We start from the raw sequence: 23,315 nt of genomic DNA, 5'->3' as shown, positions 1-23,315 counted from the left end.
TGAGCCATTAGTGGCCGTTTATCGAAAGGAAGATGTCAATGCGCAATTTGGTTAAATATGTCGGTATTGGCCTGCTGGTGATGGGGCTTGCCGCCTGCGATAACAGCGATTCAAAAGCGCCAACCGTTGGCGCAGCAGCGGAGAGCAATGCCAGCGGCCAGGCAATCAGCCTGCTGGATGGCAAGCTGAGCTTCACCCTGCCTGCGGGCATGGCCGACCAGAGCGGCAAACTGGGTACCCAGGCGAACAATATGCACGTCTACTCTGACGCTACCGGCCAGAAAGCGGTCATCGTCATCGTCGGCGACAGCACCAATGAAGATCTGGCGGTGCTGGCGAAACGCCTGGAAGATCAGCAGCGCAGCCGCGACCCGCAGCTGCAGGTGGTGAGCAATAAACCGCTGGAGATTAAAGGCCATACCCTGCAGCAGCTGGACAGCATCATCTCCGCCAAGGGGCAGACCGCCTGGTCTTCCGTGATCCTCGGCAAAGTGGATGACAAGCTGCTGACCCTGCAGGTCACCCTGCCGGCGGATAACCAGCAGCAGGCGCAGACCGAAGCGGAAAGCATCATCAACACCCTCACCATCCAGTAATTACTGGCCTGGTGCGCTGGCCTCCGGTTCGCTAACCGGGGGCCGTTTTTTTAGCCGCCAGCCCAACAGCAGCGCCGCCATCACCAGCCCCGCCGCGGCGAGATAAATCATCGAGATCCCGGTCCACGCCATCAGCAATCCGGCCAGCGGCCCGCTGACGCCCAACGACAAATCCATAAACACGGTATAGGTCGCCAGCGCCGACCCCTGATTGTGCTGCGGCACCGCTTTCACCGCCACCACGCCCAGCGCCGGAAAGACCAGCGAAAAGCCAGCCCCGGTAAGGAAAGTACCGATTTTCGCCATCATCGGCGTATCGGCAAAGCCGACCAGCAGCAGGCCGATCGCCTCCACGCTAAAGCAGAGCATCGCCACGTTCAGCCCGCCGAGTCGGTTAATGGCGTTGGGAAACAGCAGCCGCGCGCCAACGAACGCGCAGCTGAATAATGTCAGCGCGAAAGCCGCGCCGTCCCAACCTTTGGCGTCATAAAATAGCGTGATAAAGGTGGCGATCACCCCAAAGCCGGCGGAGGCCAACGCCAGCGCCATGCCGTAGGGCCAGACGCGGCCGAGCACCGCGCGAAACGACATCGCTTTGCCTTTGGCAGCCTTCACCGCCGCGCGGGGCAGCGCGCAGAGGATAGCCACCAGCGCTACCGCCATAATGACCCCGGCCAGACCGCTGAGGCCAATGTGCGAATAGCACAGCACGTCGAGCGGCGCGCCCATCGCCATCGCCCCATAGGTCACAATCCCGTTCCACGAGATCACCCGCCCGATATGCAGCGAACCGACCACGCCGACGCCCCACAGCGTCGAGCCTGTGCCGGCGAAGCTCTGGCCGATACCAAGGATCACCCGTCCGAGGCATAACAGCAGCAGGCTAATCAGTGGCCAGCCGCTGCCCCAGGCGGCCAGCAGATAGCTCAAACCGCTCAAAAAGCAGCCGCCGAGGCCGAAGACGACAATCTTTTTGGGCCCCAGCAGGTCGGCATAGCGCCCGGCATGCGGGCGGCTGAGCAGCGTGGCGAAATATTGCAGGCTAATCACCAGCCCGGCCCAGAAAGCGCTAAAGCCCATGACATCATGAACATAGCCGGGCAGCACCGCCAGCGGCAGGCCGATGGTGAGGTAGCTGGCAAAGTTAAAGATAACGACAGAGACAATCCGCAGATTGAGGCGCAGTCCATTAAGCGCCGGTTCGGCGACGGGTTCGGGCATCAGGTTCCACCAGATTTCGACAACCAGCTTTCACTATTACCACGCTGTCGGCGGAAAAGCAGCCCTCCTTTCGGAATATTGGCAGTCGGCGAACCGCTACACTTATCTGGCGCGACTCATAAAAGGAATACCTATGTCCCCTCCGCAGGCTGATAAAGCCGGGCTTCATATTTTACTTAAGCTGGCGGCGCTGGTGATTATCCTCGCCGGGATCCACGCCGCCGCCGATATCCTGGTGCAGCTGCTGCTGGCGCTGTTTTTCGCTATTGTTCTCAACCCGCTGGTCACCTGGTTCATTCGCCGAGGGGTGCGGCGTCCGTTCGCCATTACCCTGGTGGTGACGGCGATGCTGGTGATGCTCACCGCGCTACTCGGCGTGCTGGCGGCGTCGCTCAATGACTTTGTCGCCATGCTGCCCGATTTCAACCGCGCCCTGACGCGCAAGATCCTCCAGCTCCAGGAGTATCTCCCCTTCCTTAATCTGCATATCAATCCGGAGCGGATGCTGCGGCGCATGGATTCAGAACGGCTGATGACATGGGCCACGACGCTGATGACCCAGCTTTCCGGGGCGATGGCCAGCATCGTGCTGCTGGTGATGACGGTGATCTTTATGCTGTTTGAGGTTCGCCACCTGCCCTACAAACTGCGTTTTGCCCTCAATAACCCGCGCCTGCATATCGCAGGATTGCACCGGGCGCTGAAAGGCGTCACCCATTATCTGGCGCTGAAGACGCTGATTAGCCTGTGGACCGGGCTGATTGTCTGGCTGGGGCTGCTGGCGATGGGGGTACAGTTCGCCCTGATGTGGGGGGTGCTGGCGTTTTTGCTGAACTATGTGCCGAACATTGGCTCCGCCATCTCCGCTATCCCCCCCATGCTGCAGGCGCTGCTGTTCAGCGGCATCTATGAGTGCCTGTTGGTAGGGGCGCTGTTTCTGGTGGTGCATATGGTGCTGGGCAACATGGTGGAGCCGCGCATGATGGGCCACCGGCTGGGGATGTCGACCCTGGTGGTGTTCCTGTCGTTGTTGGTCTGGGGCTGGCTGCTGGGGCCGGTGGGAATGCTGCTCTCGGTGCCGTTAACCAGCGTCTGTAAAATCTGGATGGAAACCACCGTCGGAGGCAGCAAGCTGGCGATCCTGCTCGGCCCGGGCCGTCCCAAAAGCCGGCTCCCCGGCTAGCGGCGTTTCACCGGCCAGAAGATGGTCAATACGCCGGCGACGATGATCGCCACGCCCAGCAGCGATTGCCAGTAGAACGGCTCATGCCAGCCGGGCAGCCAGATGGCGGCGGCCCACACGAGGATATAGCTCAGGCTCAGTAGCGCATACGCTTTCGACAGCGGCAGGCGATGGAGGGCAAAGTACCAGCAGACCATCGACAGCAGGTAGCCCAGCAGGCCGAAAAACAGGCCGAAAGTCCCGGGCTGGAAATGCAGCAGATGCTGGAGAAATGCCACAATATCGGTCAGCGGCGGCAAGGCCACCATGGCGCTGCGCAGCAGCAACTGCGCGGCGCTGACGAGGCCGACGCTGAGTAATGCCCAGAAAAAGCCCATCAGACGCTGGTCCCCAGAATGACAATGCCCACGACGATCAACCCGACGCCAAGCCAGTGGCGACGGGCGACCGGCTCATGCCAGATGCCCCAGCCCGCGAGGGTAACCCAGACGAAATTCAGACTCAGCATCGGATAGGCGATGCTGACCGGAATAGACTGCAGGACGCTCAGCCACAGCAGCATGCCGCAGCCCAGACATAACAGCGCCATCCCCAACCAGAAGAGTATATGACGACTCCGCCGTCCGCGACGGGACGGGCGGGTCGCCTGTTTCTGGCAGAGCTGTCCGGCGCAGCTCAGCAGGCTGGCGCACACCAGACAGATCCAGACGCTCATTGCGGCAGGTACTGAAGGAAAACGACCCGGCCCAGCTCGTAGGCGTTATCCGGTTTCGGTAACGGTAAGTCGAGCATACTCTCTCCTTTATCCATCAACAGCACCAGCGAGACCGGCCCCTGCTGACGATGCGCGGCCAGCCAGTCGGCAAAACCGGCCTGGCTGACAAAGCTTCCCTGAGCATCCGGCCAGTCGAGACCGTACTTCAGCTCACCCTGTTTGTCGAACATAATAATATCGCTTCGCTTCAGCTCCCAGGCCAGGCCGCCGGCGATCCCAACGTTGTTGGTCAGGACGTAACGGCTGGGCTGCAGGGATTCGCTGACGATCTCCACAAGGAACTGCGGCTGTTTGCTGTCGATAACCCGGTCCGGGATGGCGAAGCCCACCAGCAGCGCCAGGCCGAGCGGACAGAGCGCGGCGAGGCTCCAGCGGCGGCCAGAGTCTTTCATCGCCAGCCAGCCCATCAGCGCCCAGACGGCAAAAGCGATCGCCGCCAGCAGACATTTATACAGCTCAATCTTGGTCCACACCGGCTTATGCATGAAGCCCCACGGCGAGACCACCAGCACGGCGATAAGCCCCAGCAAACCAACGCCCAGGTTGATCATACCGTTGATGCGCAACGCTTTCGCGCCGGTCTTTGCGGCCTCCAGCGCGTAGCGGGCCATCAGGATCGACAGCGGCGCAAAGCACGGCAGAATATAGGTCGGCAGTTTGCCTTTGGCGATACTGAAGAACAGGAACGGCATCGCCACCCAACCTAACAGATACAGCGCGCCGCGGGCCTCATCGCGCTCAAGCCAGCCGCGCTTTAGCGCCCCCGGCAGCAGGGCCAGCCACGGCAGACTGCCGGCGATCAGGAACGGGATGTAGTACCAGAACGGCGCTTTGTGCTGGGCGTCTTTTTCAGCAAAACGCTGAATATGCTCGACCCAGAAGAAGTAGCGCCAGAAGTCCGGCTCGCGCTGAGCGATAGCCAGCCCCCAGGGCAGCACCACCAGCGTACAGACGATTACCGCCAGCCAGCCGTAGGTCAGCACTTCACGCCAGCGTTTACGGGCGATCACCCACGGCAGAACGCCCACCACCGGCACCGCCAGCGCCAGGAAGCCTTTGGTCATCACCCCCATCCCGCAGGCGACGCCCAGCAGCACGTAGCTCAGTATTTTGCCGCTGCGGCTGTGCGCCTGCGCCGCGCCCCAGAAGCTGCACATCGCCAGCGCCAGCCACAGGGTGATCATCGGGTCCAGCACCGCATAGGTGCCAATCGCATACACCAGCATCGCGGTGAGGAAGATAATCGGCGACAGGATAGCTACCCGCTTATCACGAAAGATCCGCCACGCCAGCCAGGCCACCAGCAGGGCGGTCATGGTGATAGCGAAGACCGACCCGAAGCGTACGCCGAAGTTATTATGGCCAAACAGCCACTGACCAATACTGTTGATCCAGTAACCGGCAATCGGTTTTTCGAAGTAGCGCAGGCCGAGAAAATGCGGTACCACCCAGTCGCCGGTGGCCAGCATTTCACGGCTGATCTCCGCGTAGCGGGTTTCGTCGGGTTGCCAGAGCAAACGGAAATTGAGCGGCAGCAGATAATACAGCGCAAACAGCGCAATCAGAGAGACGCCATAGCGAATGCTTTTCATCAAATACCCGAAGTCAGTAATTGTTCACGTCCGAGCCAGCCTTCCCGGCCAGCCAGTTCACCACGAACCACTTTGCCTGAGGGCAGCTCGCTAAAGTCAGCGGGCAGCAGCTGGCTCAGTGGGCAAAACTGAATTTCTTCTTCCGCCGCCATGGTCAGTAGTTCATTGAACTGATCGGCGTAGGCAATGCCTTCCACTTCAGCGTGAATGGTATAGACCGGCACGCCCGCATCGCGATGGATGCAGTCCAGCAGGTAGCGGTTAAAGCCGGCGATATCCACCGCCGTGCCCACCGCCTCGTCCCAGGTCGGCAACGTGACCGGGATCTGCACGGTACCGGAAACGCCGCTGCCGAGCTGGGGCAGAAACGGCCGCGTGCCGCGACAGTCGCTGTTGTAGAGAAAATCGAAGGATTCTTTGGCTTTAACCACCCGCTGATCGGCGCGCCAGCCGGCGACGGCCGAGCAGGTCACCGGCCGGCCGATGATGCGCTCGAGCTCCAGCAGGCCGCGCTCAACCTCCAGCGCCAGCCGTTCCTGCGGCCAGACGCCGCTCCACGCCTGCCAGCTGTAGTGGTCCCAGGCGTGCAGGCCGACTTCATGAGATTCGGCGGCGGCGCGGATTACCGCTTCGTTCCCTGCGCCGATGCGGCGCCCCGGCCAGGCGGTGCCGGCCAGCAGAATATCCCAGCCGTACAGCGAGGCGGCTCTGGAACGCAGCATCTTCCACAGAAACTTCGGTTTTACCAGGCGCCACAGGTGGCGCCCCATATTGTCCGGCCCGACGCTGAAGAAGAAGCTTGCCTGGATCCCATGCCGGCCCAGCAGCTCCAGCAGCCGCGGAACGCCGTCCCGCGTGCCGCGAAAGGTATCGACATCTATGCGTAAGCCGACCTGTTTCATGGATTTTTATCGTCCACCAGTTCAACCGTGCGCAGGAAGAAGTCCAGCGTGTGTTCGACCGTTTCTTCCATCTCCACCTTCGGCTCCCAGTTCAGGCAGCGTTTGGCGTTGCGGATGCTCGGCTTACGATGCTCAACGTCCTGGTAGCCCTTTCCGTAGTAATCGCTGCTTTCCACTTCACGGAAGCCGGCGAACGGCGGGAAGCGATCGCGCAGCGGATGACGTTCGAAGCAGGCGAGCAGCATTTCGGCCAGCTCTTTGATACTCGCTTCGTTATCCGGGTTGCCGATGTTAATGATCTGCCCGTCGCAGCGGCCGTCTTTGTTCTCGATGATGCGGAACAGCGCTTCGATACCGTCGCTGATGTCGGTGAAGCAGCGCTTCTGCTTGCCGCCTTCGATAAGCTTGATCGGCGACCCTTCCACCAGGTTGAGGATCAGCTGAGTGATGGCGCGGGAGCTACCGATACGCGCGGCGTTGAGGTTATCCAGCCGCGGCCCCATCCAGTTGAACGGACGGAACAGGGTGAACTTGAGGCCATTCTTATCGCCATAGGCCCAGATCACGCGATCCAGCAGCTGCTTGGAGACCGAGTAGATCCAGCGCTGTTTGTTGATCGGCCCCACCACCAGGTTGGAGCTATCTTCGTCGAAATTTTTGTCGGTGCACATGCCGTACACTTCCGAGGTCGACGGGAAGATAATGCGCTTATTGTATTTTACGCAGTCGCGGATGATTTTCAGGTTCTCTTCGAAATCCAGCTCGAACACGCGCAGCGGGTTGCGGGTGTATTCGATAGGCGTGGCGATGGCCACCAGCGGCAGCACCACGTCGCATTTCTTAATGTGATACTCGATCCACTCGGAGTGAATGCTGATATCGCCTTCCACAAAGTGGAAACGCGGACAGTCGAGAAAACGGCTGATGGCGTCGGAGCCGATATCCAGACCGTAAATCTCATAGTTGTCGTCCTGCAGCAGGCGCTCGGTCAGGTGGTTACCGATAAAGCCGTTGACGCCGAGGATCAGCACCCGGGTGCGACGCTTAATCGCCACCACCGGTTTGCTGCTGATCACCGCCCCGGACACCAGGCCCAGCGCCTGCGCCAGCTGAGCGCCCTGCATGTACACGCCGCGTTCGGTCTGGCCGGTGACAATCTCCAGCGCCCCGTCCTGGCACGCGACGATCAGCGGCGCAATGGAGAGCACGGTGCCCGGTTTAGCTGCTGGCAAATCGTGGCGAACGCGGGATTTCCAGACGATAAACTTGTTCGCTCCGGCGTAGCCGAAGGCGCCCGGCCACGGATCCGAGACCGCACGCACCAGATTGTGCAGGGTCTGCGCCGGCAGCTCCCAGTCCAGCCGGCCATCTTCCGGGGTACGACGCCCCACATAGGTTGCCTGGCTGTGATCCTGCGGACGCTCATCGGTGCTGCCGGCGAGGATCGCCGGCAGCGCCCGGCTCAGCAGCTCAGTGGCGGCAGCGCACAGCTTACGATGCAGCGTCAGGGCGGCGTCATCCGCGCCAATCGCCACGGCCTGCTGGGCGACGATATCGCCAGCGTCTGCGCGGTTCACCATCCGGTGCAGGGTGACGCCGGTTTCGCTTTCGCCATTGACCAGCACCCAGTTCAGCGGCGCGCGGCCGCGATATTTTGGCAGCAGCGAACCGTGCAGGTTGAACGCCCCTTTCGGCGCCAGATTGAGGATCTCATCGCCCAGCAGGTTGCGATAGTAGAAGGAGAACAGCACGTCCGGCTTCATCTCGCGGATACGCTCAATCCACAGCGGATGGTTCACGTCTTCCGGCGCCCACACCGGAATGCCCTGCTCGGCGGCAAGGCGCGCCACGGAGCCAAAGAAATGGTTTTCGCCAGGGTTATCCGGGTGGGTGAAAATAGCAGCGATATCATACCCGGCGTCCAGCAGGGACTGGATACCGGTGCAGCCCATATCGTGATAAGCGAAGACTACGGCTTTCATGAACGATCTTCCTCTTTAGATGCCGTTTCCGGCTGGCGAACAACACGTTGAATAAAGTAGCGGGGGCGGGCGCGCACGTCGTTATAGATGCGGCCGATATACTCCCCGAGCAGGCCCATACCGACAAACTGGGCGCCGATGAACATGAACAGCACGGCGAAGAGCATAAACACCCCTTCCGCCGCCCACTGCGGGCCAAAGGCCAGACGCAGCACCACCAGCAGCAGGCCGAAGGCGAAGCCCAGCAGGGCAATCACGCTGCCGAAAATGCTGAGCAGACGCAGCGGCGTGGTGGTCAGACAGGTCACCAGGTCGTACATCAGGTTGATCAGGCGCATAAAGCTGTATTTGGAGTCGCCGAATTCGCGCTCGGCGTGCATCACCGGGATCTCCACCGCGCGCCGGGCGAAGGTATTCGCCAGGATCGGGATAAAGGTGCTGCGCTCATGGCAGTTGAGCATGGCGTCGATGATATGGCGGCGGTAAGCGCGCAGCATGCAGCCGTAGTCGCCCATCGCTTTGCCGGTGGTGCGCTGGATCAGGCGGTTGATCATCTTCGACGCGGTTTTACGGAAGATGCTGTCCTGACGGTTCTGGCGGACGGTGCCCACCACGTCGTAACCTTCATCAGCCTTCGCCACCAGCCGCGGGATCTCCTCCGGCGGGTTTTGCAGGTCGGCGTCGAGGGTAATAATCAGATCGCCGGTTACATGGCTGAAGCCGGCCATGATCGCCGAGTGCTGGCCGTAGTTACGGTTTAACAGCACGGCGACGACGTGGCTGCCTTCCGCCTCGGCGGCTTCGGTGAGCATGCGCGCGGAATCGTCGCTGCTGCCATCGTCGATCAACAGAATTTCATATTGCCGCCCCAGGGTGGCGCAGGCGGCATCCGTACGACGAAGCAGTTCCGGCAGGCTATCCTGTTCGTTATAAACCGGGATAACCACCGAGACCTTCTTCACGGGAGGGTAAGTAAGCATATCAACGTCCTGACAACTGGCGCAGTGCGGAGATAACGCGAGTGACATCGTCATCGGTCATATCCGGGAACAACGGGAGAGAGCAGATGCGGGCGCTGTTCCATTCGGTATTCGGCAGGGAAACCTCAGGGAAGCGCTCGCGGTAATATTTTTGCGTATGGGCCGCACGGAAGTGCAGGCCGGTGCCGATGCCCATCGCCTTCAGCTTTTCCATCAGCGCGTCGCGGCTGATGCCGCACGCGGCCTCATCGACGCGGATGATAAACAGATGCCAGGCGTGCTGGTGATCCCAGGTCGGGACGCTCAGCGGTTTAAACGGCGTGTCCGCCAGCTCGCGCAGGTAGCGCTGGGCAATCTCGGTCCGGCGCTGATTGGCGTGGCTCAGTTTTTCCAGCTGGACCAGCGCCAGAGCGGCGTTGATATCGGCAAGGTTGTACTTGAAGCCCGGGGTGATCACCTCCGCCTGCGGCGCGCGGCCGTGGGTCTGGCGATCATAAGCGTCCACGCCCAGACCATGGAATTTCAGGCTACGGATGCGGGAGGCCAGCTCGTCGTCGTCGGTGACAATCAGCCCGCCTTCGGCGCAGGTCATGTTTTTGATCGCGTGGAACGAGAAAATGGCGGTCCCCTGCCAGCCCACGTGGCGGCCTTTATAATGGGTACCGGCCGCATGGGCGGCGTCTTCGATCACCGAAATGCCATGGCGCTCGCCCACCGCGCGAATGGCGTCGATGTCGGCTGGCGCCCCGGCGTAATGCACGGGAATTATCGCTTTGGTACGCGAGGTGATCGCCGCTTCCACCGCTGCAGGGGTAATCATCAGATTGTCGTTATCGACATCGATCATCACCGGCGTGGCGCCCAGCAGGCAGATCATATTGAGAGTGGAGACCCAGGTCTGGGACGGCGTAATGACTTCATCGCCGGGGCCAATACCCAGCGCCATCAGGGTCACATGCATCCCGCCGGTCGCTGAACTGACGGCAATCGCGTGGCGGTTGCCGGTCAGCTGGCAGAATGCCGCTTCGAGTGCCTGATTCTTCGGTCCGGTGGTGATCCAGCCCGACGCTAAAACTTCACGCAGCGCAGCCAGCTCTGCGTCGCCCATCGACGGGCGCGAAAAAGGCAAAAAATCGCTCATCATCATCCTGTTCTGTAGATGACCCACGCACGAATCTGGGTCGTTAGAATAAAATATCCTGCGCCTGCGGACTTAAACGAAATTAAAATGAAGTGAGTTCAGCACGGCATTCCATTTCAGGGTATCTCGACCACTATTAATGTAGTCGACCTTGCTTAGGATAATATTAAGAAATTAATATTTCTTCAGAATAAGAAATAAATTCTTAATAAACAGTATGATAGGAGTTTTTTATGGCAGAAATTTGACGGAGATGCGTTCCTGTCACGAAAAAGAGAACAGGAACGCAATAGTTGAAATTAAACGAGAACTAAACCAGTTCACAATTTATTATTCTGTCATTGTCACGCTTAATGACAAAAAGTTAGCGCAGATCACAAAGTTATTTCTGCTGAATTACAAATTTGCAGGAAAATCCGCAGGCAATTCGCTCGCCGGGCAATTAATGACCTCGTCATTATCCGCGCCACAGTCGCGAATGAAGGTGATAGTGGCGAACTCGTCAATCACTTCCGTCGGGTAGGCCGGGCCGGCATCGCGATACGAATTCATCAGCGGAATATGGTCGTTCTGGAAGCAGATGGTTTTTTCCGGGTTATTCATGATCCAGCGCGGGAAGAAAATAGTGCCGTGGAATAGTTTGTCGCCCAGGTTGACGATCAGGCTGACGTCGGTGCCGGTCGGTTCGGTCCAGGAGATTTTGTAGATACTTTCCCCCACCCGCACAATGTACGCTTCCTGATCTTTCACCCAGCGATTGCCGACGATGCCGCTGTGAATACGGTAGTCGAGGGTGTGGCCATTTTTGACGTAAATCTCGTAGTTCCAGCCGTTGTCGTAGGTATAGACCAGATGTTTACCGATAAAGCCGCCGAGGTCATGTTTGTCGAAAGTGCTCATCATTTATTCTCCTCTGTTTTGTTGAGGACAGCATACGTCTTTAAAAAATGAATGAATAACGCTATGTTTGGATTAAATACATTCAAATTTTAGATTGATTATGCACAAGACAACCCTGGAGCAGTGGGCGTTACTCGAAAAGGTAGTGGAATTGGGGAGCTTTGCCAGAGCGGCGGAGGAGACCAATCGCAGTCAGTCATCGGTAAGCTATAACCTCGCGCTGCTGCAGGAGCGCTTAGGCGTGGCGCTGCTGGCGCCGTCCGGCCGGCGGGCGGTGCTGACGCCGGCTGGCGAACTACTGCTGAATCAGGTCAAGCCGCTGCTGCAGGCCTTCGCCTACGTCGAGACGCACGCCGCCACTCTGCGCAACGGGGCGCGGACCCGCCTGGATCTGGTGGTCGACAGTATTTTCCCGCGCCAGCGGCTGTTCGCGATTTTACGCCAGTTTCAGCAGCGCTATCCGCAGACCCAGGTCAGGCTCACCGAAGTGCTGGAAAACCTGGATGACGAGAGCGCGGCGCGGACGGAAGCCGATGTGATGGTGTTGACCCGCCGCCAGGATATTACCGGCCGCGGGGAGTGGCTGATGAATATTGATTTCATCGCCGTCGCCCACCGCGACCACCCTCTCGCCGCGCTGGACGGACCGCTGGAGGATAGCGCGCTGGCGCCGTGGCCGCTGGTGCGCATTGCCGATCAGGGCGGCGATAGCCAGGCGCCGCGAGACGCCTGGACCTTCTCCACCATTGATGCCGCCATTGATGCGGTGATGTATCAGGTCGGCTTCGGCTGGCTGCCGGAGGAGCGCATTCGCCCCCATCTCGACCAGGGCGTGCTGAAGCGGCTGCCCCTCAGCCATGGCGCGCGCCGCGCGACGCCGCTGCATCTGATCGTCAAGCGGGACCTGGCGCCGATCGACGAACAGGTGGCCACGCTGCTGGCGTTGTTCCGGACGCCCTGAGGGGTAAGGCGGCGCTGGTCGCCTGGGCGTAATGATACGATTTTCTTATACTTTCCGGCGCAATATTGATCCAGGTTACTCCCAAAGTATGATGAATCACTAAAATCGTCATACTTTCCTGTCGTTGAGATTGCCGTCTTGTCTATTATCCGCCTCACCCTGCTGGCGCTGCTCGCCTGCGTCCCTCTGCTGGCTCAGGCCGCGCCGTACCAGCTCACCACCGCCTGGCCGGTTAACGTCGGCCCGCTGAATCCCCATCTCTATACGCCCAACCAGATGTTTGCCCAAAGCATGGTCTATGAACCGCTGGTGAAGTATCAGGCTGACGGCAGCGTACAGCCCTGGCTGGCAACCCGCTGGCGTCACTCCGCCGACGGCAAAACCTGGTGGTTCACCCTGCGCGACGATGTGGCCTTCTCCAACGGCGAACCGTTTAATGCCCAGGCCGCGGCGGCCAATTTTCAGGCGGTGCTGGCCAACCGCCAACGCCACGCCTGGCTTGAGCTCGCCAACCAAATAACCGACGTGCGGGCCCTCAGCGCCACCGAGCTGCAGATCACCCTGAAAAGCGCCTACGCCCCCTTACTGCAAGAGCTGGCCCTGCCCCGCCCGTTCCGCTTCATCGCCCCCTCGCAGTTTATCGATGGCGGCACCGCCAGGGGCATTAAAGCCCCGATCGGCACCGGCCCGTGGCGGCTGGCAAGCTCGCAGCTCAATCAGCGCGATGTGCTGGTGCGCAATGAGCGCTACTGGGGTCGCAAACCCGCGCTACAGCAAATCACCATCAAGGTGATCCCTGACGCCACCAGCCGGGCGGTGGCGTTCGAAACCGGGGAAATCGATATGCTCTACGGCGATGAAGGGCTGCTGCCGCTGGACACCTTCGAACGCTTTCGCCATCACCCCGGCTACGTGGCGCGCCTGTCCGCCCCGGCGGAGACGGTAATGCTGGCGCTAAACGCCAGCCAGGGCCCGACCCGCGAGCAGGCGGTTCGTGAGGCGCTCAACTACGCCGTCGATAAACAGACCCTTGTCGATAGCGTGTTGTATGGCACCCAGCAGGTTGCCGACACCCTGTTTGCCCCCTCCGTCCCTTACGCCCCGCAGAATCTGACGCCGCGCCGTTACGACCCGACAAAAGCCCGCGCCCTGCTGGAACAGGCCGGCTGGCAGCAGCTGGAGGGCCAGCCCTGGCGACAAAAAGCCGGGCAACCGTTGGCGATTGAGCTGGCGTTTATTGGCACCGACGCGCTGGCTAAATCGATGGCCGAAATTATTCAGGCCAATCTGCGGCAGGTCGGCGTGCAGGTCACCCTGGTGGGCGAGGAGGAAAGCAGCATTTACGCGCGCCAGCGCGAAGGCCGCTTCGGCATGATCTTCAATCGCACCTGGGGCGCGCCCTACGATCCGCATGCCTTTTTAAGCTCGATGCGCGTCCCTTCGCATGCGGATTACCAGGCCCAGCGCGGCCTGCCAGACAAGGCACTGATTGATAAAGAGATTAGTGAAGTGCTGACCACCGGGGACGAGGCGCAGCGGAGAAAACTGTACCATGATGTGCTGACCCGTCTGCATCAGGACGCGGTGTATCTGCCCATCAGCTATGTCTCGCTGATGTCGGTCGCGCGCCAGGAAGTCGGGGAGATCCCGTTCGCCCCGGTGACCAGCGAGATCCCTTTCGACCAGATTACCCCGGTAACGCCATAATGCTACGCTATATTTTACGCCGCCTGCTGCTGCTGATCCCGCTGCTGCTCGCCGCCTCCGCCATCATCTTTCTGCTGCTGCGGCTCGGCGCCGGCGACCCGGCGCTGGATTATTTACGCCTGTCGAACCTGCCGCCCACTGAAGAGATGGTTGCCTCGACCCGCGAGCTGCTGGGGCTCAACCAGCCGCTGGCAATGCAGTATCTGCACTGGCTATGGCGGGCGCTGCACCTGGATTTCGGTCTCTCCTATGCCACCCAGCGCCCGGTGCTGGACGACCTGCTGCACTTCCTGCCGGCCACCCTGCTGCTCACCGGCGCGGCGCTGGCGCTGATCCTCGTCACCTCCCTGCCGTTGGGCATCTGGGCGGCGCGCCATCGCGATCGCCTGCCGGACTATATCGTACGGCTGATTGCCTTCCTCGGCGTCTCAATGCCCAACTTCTGGCTGGCCTTTCTGCTGGTGATGCTCTTTTCCGTGCATCTGCAGTGGCTCCCGGCGATGGGGTATGGCGACTGGCAGCACCTGATTTTGCCCGCCGTCTCCATCGCCTTTATGTCGCTGGCGATCAACGCCCGCCTGCTGCGCGCCAGCATGCTGGACGCCGCCAGCCAGCGTCACGTGATATGGGCGCGGCTGCGCGGATTGAGCGCGCGCCAGGTGGAGCGCCGACATATCCTGCGCAATGCCACCCTGCCGGTGGTGACCGCCATGGGCATGCACATTGGCGAGCTGATCGGCGGCACCATGATTATCGAAAATATCTTTGCCTGGCCCGGGGTCGGCCGCTACGCAGTTTCCGCCATTTTCAATCGCGATTACCCGGTGATCCAGTGCTTTACCCTGATGATGGTGACGGTGTTCGTGCTGGCTAATCTGGCGGTAGATGTGCTTAACGCGGCGCTCGACCCGCGCCTGCGCCGCCACGAGGAGGTGAGCGCATGAGAGGGCTACAAAGCTTTCGCTGGCCGGTAAAACTGGCCATGCTGGTTATCGCGCTGCTGGCGGTCATCGCCATCGGCAGCGGCTGGTGGCTGCCCTGGGATCCAGCGGCGATTGACCTTCAGCAGCGGCTGCTACCGCCGGGCGCAGCGCACTGGCTCGGCACCGATCATCTCGGCCGGGATATTTTCTCACGCCTGCTGGCCGCCACCCGCGTTTCGCTGGGGGCGGTGATGGCTTGTCTGCTGCTGGTGCTGCTGATCGGCCTGGCGGTCGGCGGCTGCGCCGGACTGCTGGGCGGCCGCGCCGACCGCGGCCTGATGCGCATCGCCGAACTGTTTATGACTTTTCCGACCTCGATCCTATCGTTCTTTATGGTGGGAGTGCTGGGTACCGGGCTGACCAATGTGATCCTCGCCATTGCGCTGTCGCACTGGGCCTGGTACGCCAGAATGGTGCGTAACCTGGTGGTTTCCCTGCGCCAGCGCGAATTTATCCTCGCCGCCCGTCTGAGCGGCGCCAGCCAGTGGCGGCTGTTCAGCGACCATCTGGCCGGCGCGGTGATCCCCTCGCTGCTGGTGCTCGCCTCGCTGGATATCGGCCATATGATGCTTCACGTAGCCGGCATGTCGTTCCTCGGTCTCGGCGTCAGCGCGCCGACGGCGGAATGGGGGGTGATGATCAACGACGCCCGGCAGTATATCTGGACCCAGCCGCTGCAAATGGTCTGGCCGGGGCTGGCGCTGTTCATCAGCGTGATGGCTTTTAACCTGCTGGGCGACGCGCTGCGCGATCGTCTCGATCCCCACCTGATCGCGGAGCATAGCCACTGATGCCGCAGAAGATCCAACTGGAACAGATCTCGCTTGCCGCTGACCGACCGCTGGTCAGCGACGTCTCCTTCACCCTGCGCCGCGGCCAGGTGCTGGCGCTGCTCGGCAGCAGTGGTTGCGGAAAATCGCTGACCTGCGCCGCCGCGCTGGGCCTGCTGCCGCCCGGCGTCAGGCAAACCGCCGGCCGGGTGCTTCTCGACGGCATTCCGGTGCACGGCGAACAGCTGCGCGGGGCGACCATCGCCACCATCATGCAGAACCCGCGTAGCGCCTTTAACCCGCTGCAGACCATGGCCGCGCACGCCCGGGAAACCTGCCGGGCAGCGGGTCGTGAAACGAATGACGCCGTGCTGCTGGCAGCGATGGAGGAGGTCGGTCTGGACAATCCGCGGGCGCTACTGAAGCGCTACCCTTTTGAAATGAGCGGGGGCATGCTGCAACGGATGATGGTCGCTCTCGCCCTGCTCAGCCGCGCGCCCTTTATCATCGCCGACGAGCCGACGACCGATCTCGATGCCATCGCCCAGGCGCGCATCCTCGACCTGCTGGCGGATATTGTCGCCAGGCGCGGTCTGGGACTGCTGCTGGTGACGCATGACATGGGCGTCGTGGCGCGGCTGGCGCATCACGTAACGGTGATGGAGAACGGTCGCCTCGTTGAACACTGCGATGTGAATACGCTATTTAGCGCCCCGCGGCACCCGCTCAGCCAGCGCCTGCTGGCCGCGCATCTGGCGTTATACGGTCTGGAGAAAACACCATGAATTTACTCAGCGCTACCGGGGTGAGTCACGATTATCCTCACCACGGCAGGGTCCTGCATGCGATCCATCTCGCCATCGCCCCCGGCGAAACGGTGGCCCTGCTCGGACGCAGCGGCTGTGGGAAAAGCACCCTGGCGCGGATGCTGGTGGGTCTGGAAACGCCGCAGCACGGCGATATTGCCTGGCGCGGCACGCCGCTGGCCGCCCTGAAGGGCGAGGCCATCGGCGCCTTCCGCCGTGATATTCAGCTGGTATTTCAGGATGCCTTCAGCGCGGTGAATCCGCGCAAAACGGTGCGCGAGATCGTCAGCGAGCCGCTGCGCCATCTGTTGTGCTTGTCGCGTGAGGCGCGTGCGCGGCGGGTGGAAGAGATGCTGCTGGCCGTCGACCTCGCGCCGTCGCTGCTCGATAAGCGCCCGGCGCAGGTCAGCGGCGGACAGCTGCAGCGCGTCTGCCTGGCACGCGCCCTGGCGGTACGGCCGCAGCTGTTGATCCTTGATGAAGCGGTTTCAAATCTCGATCTGCTGCTGCAGGCGGAGATTATCGCCCTGCTGAAGCGTCTACAGGCGCAGTTTGACACCGCCTGCCTGTTCATCACCCATGACCTGCGGCTGGTGGAGCGCTTTTGCCAGCGAGTGCTGGTGATGGAGCACGGGCGCATCGTCGAAACCGCAACGGTTAGTCTACCGCTACGCCTGCGTTCCCCTGCCGGACAGGCGCTCCAGCAGGCGGTGCTCCCCCCTTTTCCTGCCACTCTGCTTAACGAGGCCATGCCATGCAGCGCGTAACCCTGACCCTTGATGATGACCTGCTGGCCGCCCTCGATGCGCTAAGCGCCCGCCGCGGCTACCACAACCGTTCGGAGGCGGTACGCGATATTCTGCGCGACGCCCTCAACCAGGATCCTCCGTCGCCGGAATCACGGCGCGGGTATGCCGTCCTGTCGTACGTGTATGAACATGAGAAACGCGAACTGGCGAGCCGGCTGGTGGCCACCCAGCATCATCATCACGATCTCTCCGTCGCCACGCTGCATGTGCATATCAGTCATGACGACTGCCTGGAGATTGCGGTGCTGAAAGGTGATATGGCCGAGGTACAGCATTTTGCCGACGACGTGATTGCCCAGCGCGGCGTGCGCCATGGGCATTTGCAGTGTTTAGCGGATGATTAATTATTTGAAAATTCTTGGGTGGTTTATCAACAGTTGATAAACCACATAAACTATACGCTTTGTGAATTATCCCTCTTCGCCAATAATGGCGCCTCATTTAACGATCTCGTTATGGCGAGGCTCCTGCATAAATACAAGTTACCGCCCTGTTGGTATCGAGAGAGACCACTCAGGGAAATACAGGCTTCCATCGAATCAAGGTGTTGCCAAGGTAACTTCTGGCGGTCATGACCGTTCAGATACGTTATGCAGTGCTAAAACCAGGACGTAGGGATCTGCCTGCGCTAACCCTGTCTTGTTCGCCCCTATGAGTGATTTTTTATAGGGATTTTTAAACATGTCTTCCATTCAACTCTGCGCCGCCCATCAGGCGACCTCTGGCTTCGACGGCGATGCGATCGCCCAGTACATGCGTACCGATTTTATTACGCTGCAGGAACATCTCAGCGTTCATGAGGCGCGCGAACACTTTATCTCCCAACTGGCCAGCGATGATATTCCCGGGCAGGTGTTTGTCGTCGCCGGCAAGAAGCTGCGTGGCAGCCTGTCGGTCAAAAAGCTACTCCAGGAAACGGATATCAACCAGTCTATCCGCCACCTGATGGACAGCTGCCTGTTTCGCGTCAAACCTGACGATGAGCGCCAGCAGGTGATTGCCGAGCTCAGCGAGCGCGGCCTCGACCTGGTCCCCGTCGTCGATAAAGGCGAGCTGGTCGGCTGCCTGATGGAGAAGGAGATCGCCCATCTGCTGGAGGATGACGTCACCGAAGATGCTCAGCTGCAGGGGGCAACGCTGCCGCTGGAAAAACCGTACCTCGAGATCAGCCCCTGGACGCTGTGGAAAAAACGCTCGGTGTGGCTGCTGCTGCTGTTCGTGGCCGAAGCCTACACCAGCAGCGTACTGCAGCATTTCGAAGAAGCCCTGGAATCGGCCATCGCGCTGGCCTTCTTTATTCCGCTGCTCATCGGCACCGGCGGCAACAGCGGAACGCAGATCACCTCGACGCTGGTGCGCTCGATGGCGCTGGGGGAAGTGCGACTGCGCGATATGGGGCGGGTGATCCGCAAAGAGGTATCGACTTCGTTTCTGATTGCCCTGACCCTGGGCCTGGCGGGCTGCCTGCGCGCCTGGATGATGGGGATTGGCATGGAAATCACGCTCATCGTCAGCCTGACGCTGGTGTGCATTACCCTGTGGAGCGCGATTGTCTCCTCGGTCATTCCGATGGTGCTTAAGCGGATCGGCATTGACCCGGCGGTAGTTTCCGCGCCGTTTATCGCCACGCTGATTGATGGCACCGGGCTAATTATCTATTTCAAAATCGCCCAGTATTTTCTTGGGTTGAACTGATCATATACGTCCGGGCACCAGGGCGCCCGGACGCGTAGATTACCCTTCCACCAGCGCCTGCGCGCAGGCCCAGGCGCTTGACCACGCCCACTGGAAGTTATACCCCCCGAGCCAGCCGGTAACGTCCATCACTTCGCCGATAAAGTAGAGACCCGGCGCCTTACGCGCCTCCATAGTACGCGACGAGAGTTCGTTGGTGTCCACGCCGCCGAGGGTCACCTCCGCCGTCCGGTAGCCTTCGGTGCCGTTCGGCTGCACGCGCCAGGCGGTTAACGTCTCCACCAGCGTCTGCTGATCGCGAACGTTCAGTTGCTTGAGCGTCACATCAGGTATCTGCCCCAGCTGCTGCAGACACTCCACCAGCCGCTTCGGCAGCTGCATCGCCAGGGTGTTCTTCAGGCTCTGGTTGGGATGCGCGCTGCGCTGCTCGTTAAGGAAGTCATCAAGATCGCAGTCCGGTAGCAGATTAACGGTGACGAACTCGCCGGGCTGCCAGTAGCTGGAAATTTGCAGCACCGCCGGTCCGGAAAGGCCGCGGTGGGTGAACAGCAGATTTTCGCGAAACAGAGTGCCGTTCTCGGCGGTAATGGTCGACGGCACCGACACGCCGGAGAGGACCTGCAGCTGCTCAAGCAATGGCTTGTGGAGGGTAAACGGCACCAGCCCCGCGCGGGTCGGCAGCACCTTCAGGCCGAACTGCTCGGCGACTTTATAGCCAAACGGCGAGGCGCCGAGCCCCGGCATCGACAGACCGCCGGAGGCGATCACCAGCTTTTTGGTCACCAGCGTTTCGCCGTTCACCTGTAGCCGGTAGCCTTGTTCATCGCGCTCCACGCTGAGGATTTCGCTGCGCAGACGGATCTGCACGCCGCCCTTTTCACATTCCGCGAGCAGCAGATTGACGATCTGCTCCGCCGAATCATCGCAAAACAGCTGGCCGAGGGTCTTCTCATGCCAGGCGATGCCGTATTTACCGACCAGCTCGATAAAGTCCCACTGGGTGTAGCGCGCCAGGGCAGATTTGCAAAAATGCGGGTTTTGGCTCAAATAGGCCGCCGGTTCAACATACATGTTGGTAAAGTTGCAGCGGCCGCCGCCGGACATCAGAATTTTTCGCCCCGGCTTTTTGCCGTTATCCAGCAGCAGGACGCGGCAGCCAAGCTGGCCCGCCTGCGCTGCGCAAAACATTCCCGCCGCTCCGGCGCCAACGACAATGGCATCAAACCTTTCCACACCGCGTTCCTCGTTCCCCAATTGTCGGGTTTTGTAAATATTTCACTCTGGTCACACCAGCGGGAAAAATCCCGCATTAGATACATCATTGAAAGATATAGGATTACTCCCAACAGGGTAAAACCTAAACAGGAAGAAAATCAAAAAAAGTCTATATTTCACTTTGCCCGCGCCGCTAAAGTCACTGATAATGCGCCGCGTTCATGTCCTCAAAATGGCGTAACGTCCTATGCTACATTTATTTGCCGGTCTGGATTTACATACCGGACTATTATTATTGCTTGCTTTAGCTTTTGTACTGTTTTACGAAGCGATTAACGGTTTCCATGATACCGCAAACGCGGTGGCTACGGTTATCTACACTCGCGCAATGCGCTCACAGCTCGCTGTGGCGATGGCGGCGCTCTTCAACTTCTTCGGCGTTCTGCTGGGCGGTCTCAGCGTAGCCTATGCCATCGTGCATATGCTGCCGACCGATCTGCTGCTTAACATGGGTTCCGCACATGGCCTCGCCATGGTGTTCTCTATGCTGCTGGCGGCGATCATCTGGAACCTCGGCACCTGGTACTTCGGTCTTCCAGCTTCCAGTTCTCATACCCTGATTGGCGCCATCATCGGCATTGGTTTAACCAATGCGCTGATGACCGGTACTTCCGTGGTTGATGCGCTGAATATCCCGAAAGTCATCGGTATTTTTGCTTCGCTTATCATCTCGCCGATCGTCGGTCTGGTGATCGCGGGCGGCCTGATTTTCCTGCTGCGTCGCTACTGGAGCGGAACCAAAAAACGCGCGCGTATCCACCTGACGCCCGCAGAGCGTGAAAAGAAAGACGGTAAGAAAAAGCCGCCGTTCTGGACCCGTATCGCGCTGATCCTGTCTGCTATTGGCGTGTCGTTCTCTCACGGTGCTAACGATGGGCAGAAAGGCATTGGCCTGGTGATGCTGGTGCTGATCGGCGTCGCGCCGGCGGGTTTCGTGGTGAATATGAATGCCTCTGGTTACGAAATCACCCGTACCCGCGATGCGGTCAACAACGTGGAAACCTTCTTCCAGCAGCGTCCTGAACTGCTGAAAAAAGCCACCGGCGTCGATCAGCTGGTGCCTTCTCCGGATACCAATACCGCGGCCAATGGCGAGTTCCACTGCCATCCGGCGAACACCATCAACGCCCTTGACCGCGTCAAAACCATGCTGACCGGCGTTGAGAACTACGAGTCGCTAAAACCGGAACAGCGCGGCCAGCTGCGTCGCATCATGCTCTGCATCTCCGACACCACCGACAAGGTGGCGAAGCTGCCGGATGTGAGCGCTGACGACCAGCGTCTGCTGAAGAAACTGAAAACCGATATGCTGAGCACCATCGAGTACGCGCCAATCTGGATTATCATGGCTGTCGCGCTGGCGCTGGGTATCGGCACCATGATCGGCTGGCGCCGCGTGGCGACCACCATCGGTGAGAAGATTGGTAAGAAAGGCATGACCTACGCTCAGGGGATGTCGGCTCAGATGACCGCAGCGGTTTCTATCGGTCTGGCGAGCTACACCGGGATGCCGGTTTCCACCACCCACGTACTCTCCTCCTCGGTAGCGGGGACGATGCTGGTGGATGGCGGTGGTCTGCAGAAAAAGACGGTGACCAGCATTCTGATGGCCTGGGTGCTGACCCTGCCGGCAGCGATTATCCTTTCAGGCGTCCTTTACTGGCTCTCCCTGAAACTGATTTAAGCGTTATTCGTTCAAAACGGGCCAGCTTGCTGGCCCGTTTTTTTATTCTGAAACGTTAGTGCCAGATCATCAGCGCAATCAGGCTCACCACCACCAGGCCGCACAGGGCGCTGGTCAGGATAAACTGGCGACGAACACGTTCGCAGCGACGAATAAATTCATCATCGTGATGGTCACGGTAGCGCTGGGCATAGATATACCACACCAGCCGCATCTGTTTGCTGGGCTGCCCGTGCGAGGTAAAAAAGCCGCCGCCATCAACATACTGATAGAGCAAGGGATCGCAACCACGTAGCACCACCAATAATGCACGCAACGATGAGAAGTAGCGTGCCATATTCACCACACAAACGACACACAGGGCCCAAAACAGCGCAATAGTGCTGATCATACCTCCTCCCCGGCGACCCGCCTACGGAGAAAACCTCCGCGGCTACCGCTCCCCAAATAACCCACGACGATACCGTAAAGAGTGCGATTCCGATCACATTTATTTTTCCGACCGGCTCATTAAATAGTGTAGGAGATCCATTAATTTTTTTACCACAAGGTTATTCGTTATCAATACGTAAGACGGATAAATTTGTTTAACTTTTAGGTGAACCCAGTGCATTGACGGAGTGCGGGGGGCGCTATAAGGTAGGAAATATCTTCTACAATGAAGTCCTTAAAGGCTACCCTCCCGCGAATGTAGCACGCAGGACGCGGGCGAAACGGCAGCGCCAGCTGTCAGGTCCAATGGTCATCGACAAACTTATGGAAGGAGTAACACTATGGCTTACAAACATATTCTGATTGCAGTAGACCTGTCCCCGGAGAGTAAAGTACTGGTTGAAAAAGCCGTTTCTATGGCCCGCCCGTATAACGCGAAAGTCTCCCTGATCCATGTGGATGTGAATTACTCCGACCTCTACACCGGGCTGATTGACGTTAACCTCGGCGACATGCAAAAACGCATCTCCGAAGAGACCCATCACGCGCTGACCGAGCTCTCGACCAACGCAGGCTATCCCATCACCGAGACCCTGAGCGGCAGCGGCGACCTTGGTCAGGTGCTGGTCGATGCGATTAAAAAATACGATATGGACCTGGTGGTCTGCGGCCATCATCAGGACTTCTGGAGCAAGCTGATGTCCTCTGCCCGCCAGCTGATTAACACCGTTCATGTCGACATGCTGATCGTCCCGCTGCGCGACGAAGAAGACGAATAACCGTCTCGTTTTATCCGCGCAATACGCCCGCCGATGCGGGCGTTTTTTATTTTCGCTTTCCCTCGCCATGCGGCAGAACTTCAATCCATAAAATCGCCATTCAATTAGTGTGATCAACCAGTTATTCGGCGAAATATCTATA

The 23,315-nt window shown here is 59.8% G+C and carries 23 protein-coding genes and 1 riboswitch; of the genes, 12 read left to right on the top strand and 11 right to left on the bottom strand.

The genetic code is table 11. The annotated features are described in order from the left end of the window. Window positions 1–38 precede the first annotated feature (38 nt). A complete protein-coding gene (locus HMPREF3140_RS16770; RefSeq protein WP_002920861.1) occupies window positions 39–596 on the top strand; it encodes a DcrB family lipoprotein in 558 nt (185 codons plus the stop codon). On the opposite strand, the gene HMPREF3140_RS16765 is transcribed toward HMPREF3140_RS16770, so the two are convergent. After that, a complete protein-coding gene (locus HMPREF3140_RS16765) occupies window positions 597–1,817 on the bottom strand; it encodes an MFS transporter (RefSeq protein ID WP_032412528.1) in 1,221 nt (406 codons plus the stop codon). Window positions 1,818–1,950: 133 nt separating this feature from the next. Between HMPREF3140_RS16765 and HMPREF3140_RS16760 the strand changes: the two genes are divergently transcribed. Further along, complete coding sequence (locus HMPREF3140_RS16760) at window positions 1,951–3,000, top strand: AI-2E family transporter (protein WP_004145147.1); 1,050 nt, start codon at window positions 1,951–1,953, stop codon at window positions 2,998–3,000. Here HMPREF3140_RS16760 and arnF read toward each other — a convergent pair. The 8 genes from arnF to HMPREF3140_RS16720 form a co-directional block, all read right to left on the bottom strand. Further along, a complete protein-coding gene (gene arnF / locus HMPREF3140_RS16755; RefSeq protein ID WP_002920863.1) occupies window positions 2,997–3,377 on the bottom strand; it encodes a 4-amino-4-deoxy-L-arabinose-phosphoundecaprenol flippase subunit ArnF in 381 nt (126 codons plus the stop codon). The two genes, HMPREF3140_RS16760 and arnF, sit on opposite strands and share 4 nt — an antisense overlap. Continuing rightward, complete coding sequence (gene arnE / locus HMPREF3140_RS16750) at window positions 3,377–3,715, bottom strand: 4-amino-4-deoxy-L-arabinose-phosphoundecaprenol flippase subunit ArnE (RefSeq protein ID WP_002920864.1); 339 nt, start codon at window positions 3,713–3,715, stop codon at window positions 3,377–3,379. The genes arnF and arnE overlap by 1 nt, the downstream gene beginning before the upstream one ends. Next, complete coding sequence (arnT, locus tag HMPREF3140_RS16745) at window positions 3,712–5,367, bottom strand: lipid IV(A) 4-amino-4-deoxy-L-arabinosyltransferase (RefSeq protein ID WP_004173979.1); 1,656 nt, start codon at window positions 5,365–5,367, stop codon at window positions 3,712–3,714. Before arnT ends, arnE begins: the two co-directional genes overlap by 4 nt. Beyond that, a complete protein-coding gene (gene arnD, locus HMPREF3140_RS16740; RefSeq protein ID WP_009308746.1) occupies window positions 5,367–6,269 on the bottom strand; it encodes a 4-deoxy-4-formamido-L-arabinose-phosphoundecaprenol deformylase in 903 nt (300 codons plus the stop codon). Before arnD ends, arnT begins: the two co-directional genes overlap by 1 nt. Then, window positions 6,266–8,251, bottom strand: a complete 1,986-nt coding sequence (arnA, locus tag HMPREF3140_RS16735; RefSeq protein ID WP_032412530.1) for a bifunctional UDP-4-amino-4-deoxy-L-arabinose formyltransferase/UDP-glucuronic acid oxidase ArnA — start codon at window positions 8,249–8,251, stop codon at window positions 6,266–6,268. Before arnA ends, arnD begins: the two co-directional genes overlap by 4 nt. Next, window positions 8,248–9,231 carry an undecaprenyl-phosphate 4-deoxy-4-formamido-L-arabinose transferase gene (arnC, locus tag HMPREF3140_RS16730; RefSeq protein WP_002921035.1) on the bottom strand — a complete coding sequence of 328 codons (984 nt, stop codon included), beginning with the start codon at window positions 9,229–9,231 and terminating at the stop codon, window positions 8,248–8,250. Before arnC ends, arnA begins: the two co-directional genes overlap by 4 nt. Window position 9,232: 1 nt before the next feature. After that, complete coding sequence (gene arnB, locus HMPREF3140_RS16725) at window positions 9,233–10,372, bottom strand: UDP-4-amino-4-deoxy-L-arabinose aminotransferase (RefSeq protein ID WP_002921037.1); 1,140 nt, start codon at window positions 10,370–10,372, stop codon at window positions 9,233–9,235. Window positions 10,373–10,768: 396 nt separating this feature from the next. Continuing rightward, window positions 10,769–11,275 carry a phenolic acid decarboxylase gene (locus HMPREF3140_RS16720; RefSeq protein WP_004173961.1) on the bottom strand — a complete coding sequence of 169 codons (507 nt, stop codon included), beginning with the start codon at window positions 11,273–11,275 and terminating at the stop codon, window positions 10,769–10,771. 97 nt (window positions 11,276–11,372) lie between these two features. Between HMPREF3140_RS16720 and HMPREF3140_RS16715 the strand changes: the two genes are divergently transcribed. From HMPREF3140_RS16715 to HMPREF3140_RS16680, 8 genes are all read left to right on the top strand, one after another. Further along, window positions 11,373–12,233 carry a LysR family transcriptional regulator gene (locus HMPREF3140_RS16715; protein ID WP_004151421.1) on the top strand — a complete coding sequence of 287 codons (861 nt, stop codon included), beginning with the start codon at window positions 11,373–11,375 and terminating at the stop codon, window positions 12,231–12,233. Window positions 12,234–12,371: 138 nt separating this feature from the next. Further along, on the top strand, window positions 12,372–13,940 hold the full coding sequence (gene nikA, locus HMPREF3140_RS16710) for a nickel ABC transporter substrate-binding protein (RefSeq protein ID WP_004173960.1): 1,569 nt from the start codon (window positions 12,372–12,374) through the stop codon (window positions 13,938–13,940). Further along, the gene (nikB, locus tag HMPREF3140_RS16705; RefSeq protein ID WP_002921105.1) at window positions 13,940–14,884 is read left to right on the top strand and encodes a nickel ABC transporter permease subunit NikB; all 945 of its coding nucleotides are present in this window, start codon (window positions 13,940–13,942) and stop codon (window positions 14,882–14,884) included. Before nikA ends, nikB begins: the two co-directional genes overlap by 1 nt. Next, entirely contained in the window at window positions 14,881–15,714 is an 834-nt protein-coding gene (gene nikC / locus HMPREF3140_RS16700) for a nickel ABC transporter permease subunit NikC (protein ID WP_004151422.1), read from the top strand. The genes nikB and nikC overlap by 4 nt, the downstream gene beginning before the upstream one ends. Then, a complete protein-coding gene (locus HMPREF3140_RS16695; protein WP_004173959.1) occupies window positions 15,714–16,478 on the top strand; it encodes a nickel import ATP-binding protein NikD in 765 nt (254 codons plus the stop codon). Before nikC ends, HMPREF3140_RS16695 begins: the two co-directional genes overlap by 1 nt. Next, window positions 16,475–17,266, top strand: coding sequence for a nickel import ATP-binding protein NikE (nikE, locus tag HMPREF3140_RS16690; protein ID WP_004173958.1), 792 nt, complete (start codon window positions 16,475–16,477; stop codon window positions 17,264–17,266). The genes HMPREF3140_RS16695 and nikE overlap by 4 nt, the downstream gene beginning before the upstream one ends. After that, the gene (gene nikR / locus HMPREF3140_RS16685) at window positions 17,254–17,652 is read left to right on the top strand and encodes a nickel-responsive transcriptional regulator NikR (RefSeq protein WP_002921188.1); all 399 of its coding nucleotides are present in this window, start codon (window positions 17,254–17,256) and stop codon (window positions 17,650–17,652) included. The genes nikE and nikR overlap by 13 nt, the downstream gene beginning before the upstream one ends. A gap of 98 nt (window positions 17,653–17,750) precedes the next feature. After that, a riboswitch (M-box (ykoK) riboswitch) is annotated at window positions 17,751–17,932 on the top strand. Window positions 17,933–17,989: 57 nt separating this feature from the next. After that, window positions 17,990–19,003 (top strand): magnesium transporter, encoded by a 1,014-nt coding sequence (locus tag HMPREF3140_RS16680; protein WP_004181490.1) that lies wholly within the window; start codon window positions 17,990–17,992, stop codon window positions 19,001–19,003. 39 nt (window positions 19,004–19,042) lie between these two features. Here HMPREF3140_RS16680 and HMPREF3140_RS16675 read toward each other — a convergent pair whose 3' ends face one another. Further along, on the bottom strand, window positions 19,043–20,236 hold the full coding sequence (locus tag HMPREF3140_RS16675) for a BaiN/RdsA family NAD(P)/FAD-dependent oxidoreductase (RefSeq protein ID WP_004150109.1): 1,194 nt from the start codon (window positions 20,234–20,236) through the stop codon (window positions 19,043–19,045). A 229-nt stretch (window positions 20,237–20,465) separates the two neighbouring features. Here HMPREF3140_RS16675 and pitA point away from each other — a divergent pair, with 229 nt between their 5' ends. Continuing rightward, entirely contained in the window at window positions 20,466–21,962 is a 1,497-nt protein-coding gene (gene pitA, locus HMPREF3140_RS16670; RefSeq protein WP_002921200.1) for an inorganic phosphate transporter PitA, read from the top strand. Window positions 21,963–22,017: 55 nt separating this feature from the next. Here pitA and uspB read toward each other — a convergent pair whose 3' ends face one another. Continuing rightward, a complete protein-coding gene (gene uspB, locus HMPREF3140_RS16665; protein ID WP_002921203.1) occupies window positions 22,018–22,353 on the bottom strand; it encodes a universal stress protein UspB in 336 nt (111 codons plus the stop codon). A gap of 382 nt (window positions 22,354–22,735) precedes the next feature. Between uspB and uspA the strand changes: the two genes are divergently transcribed. Then, on the top strand, window positions 22,736–23,173 hold the full coding sequence (gene uspA / locus HMPREF3140_RS16660) for a universal stress protein UspA (RefSeq protein WP_004145166.1): 438 nt from the start codon (window positions 22,736–22,738) through the stop codon (window positions 23,171–23,173). Window positions 23,174–23,315: the final 142 nt, after the last annotated feature.

Origin of the sequence: Klebsiella sp. HMSC16A12, assembly GCF_001808265.1 — a bacterium.
In the GTDB taxonomy this organism is placed as follows: Bacteria; Pseudomonadota; Gammaproteobacteria; order Enterobacterales; family Enterobacteriaceae; genus Klebsiella; species Klebsiella pneumoniae.
The sequence above is the reverse complement of the archived record's forward strand: the minus strand, read 5'-3'. Positions and strand labels throughout refer to the sequence as shown.

What these genes read in the sequence shown, in the direction of transcription:
- HMPREF3140_RS16770 (WP_002920861.1), top strand. Translation starts at nt 39, where the DNA reads ATGCGCAATTTGGTTAAATATGTCGGTATTGGCCTGCTGGTGATGGGG.
- uspA (WP_004145166.1), top strand. Translation starts at nt 22,736, where the DNA reads ATGGCTTACAAACATATTCTGATTGCAGTAGACCTGTCCCCGGAGAGT.
- pitA (WP_002921200.1), top strand. Translation starts at nt 20,466, where the DNA reads ATGCTACATTTATTTGCCGGTCTGGATTTACATACCGGACTATTATTA.
- arnA (WP_032412530.1), bottom strand. Translation starts at nt 8,251, where the DNA reads ATGAAAGCCGTAGTCTTCGCTTATCACGATATGGGCTGCACCGGTATC.
- HMPREF3140_RS16765 (WP_032412528.1), bottom strand. Translation starts at nt 1,817, where the DNA reads ATGCCCGAACCCGTCGCCGAACCGGCGCTTAATGGACTGCGCCTCAAT.
- nikE (WP_004173958.1), top strand. Translation starts at nt 16,475, where the DNA reads ATGAATTTACTCAGCGCTACCGGGGTGAGTCACGATTATCCTCACCAC.
- arnC (WP_002921035.1), bottom strand. Translation starts at nt 9,231, where the DNA reads ATGCTTACTTACCCTCCCGTGAAGAAGGTCTCGGTGGTTATCCCGGTT.
- uspB (WP_002921203.1), bottom strand. Translation starts at nt 22,353, where the DNA reads ATGATCAGCACTATTGCGCTGTTTTGGGCCCTGTGTGTCGTTTGTGTG.
- arnD (WP_009308746.1), bottom strand. Translation starts at nt 6,269, where the DNA reads ATGAAACAGGTCGGCTTACGCATAGATGTCGATACCTTTCGCGGCACG.
- HMPREF3140_RS16715 (WP_004151421.1), top strand. Translation starts at nt 11,373, where the DNA reads ATGCACAAGACAACCCTGGAGCAGTGGGCGTTACTCGAAAAGGTAGTG.
- HMPREF3140_RS16695 (WP_004173959.1), top strand. Translation starts at nt 15,714, where the DNA reads ATGCCGCAGAAGATCCAACTGGAACAGATCTCGCTTGCCGCTGACCGA.
- nikB (WP_002921105.1), top strand. Translation starts at nt 13,940, where the DNA reads ATGCTACGCTATATTTTACGCCGCCTGCTGCTGCTGATCCCGCTGCTG.
- nikC (WP_004151422.1), top strand. Translation starts at nt 14,881, where the DNA reads ATGAGAGGGCTACAAAGCTTTCGCTGGCCGGTAAAACTGGCCATGCTG.
- HMPREF3140_RS16760 (WP_004145147.1), top strand. Translation starts at nt 1,951, where the DNA reads ATGTCCCCTCCGCAGGCTGATAAAGCCGGGCTTCATATTTTACTTAAG.
- HMPREF3140_RS16720 (WP_004173961.1), bottom strand. Translation starts at nt 11,275, where the DNA reads ATGATGAGCACTTTCGACAAACATGACCTCGGCGGCTTTATCGGTAAA.
- arnF (WP_002920863.1), bottom strand. Translation starts at nt 3,377, where the DNA reads ATGGGCTTTTTCTGGGCATTACTCAGCGTCGGCCTCGTCAGCGCCGCG.
- arnB (WP_002921037.1), bottom strand. Translation starts at nt 10,372, where the DNA reads ATGAGCGATTTTTTGCCTTTTTCGCGCCCGTCGATGGGCGACGCAGAG.
- HMPREF3140_RS16680 (WP_004181490.1), top strand. Translation starts at nt 17,990, where the DNA reads ATGTCTTCCATTCAACTCTGCGCCGCCCATCAGGCGACCTCTGGCTTC.
- nikR (WP_002921188.1), top strand. Translation starts at nt 17,254, where the DNA reads ATGCAGCGCGTAACCCTGACCCTTGATGATGACCTGCTGGCCGCCCTC.
- arnE (WP_002920864.1), bottom strand. Translation starts at nt 3,715, where the DNA reads ATGAGCGTCTGGATCTGTCTGGTGTGCGCCAGCCTGCTGAGCTGCGCC.
- arnT (WP_004173979.1), bottom strand. Translation starts at nt 5,367, where the DNA reads ATGAAAAGCATTCGCTATGGCGTCTCTCTGATTGCGCTGTTTGCGCTG.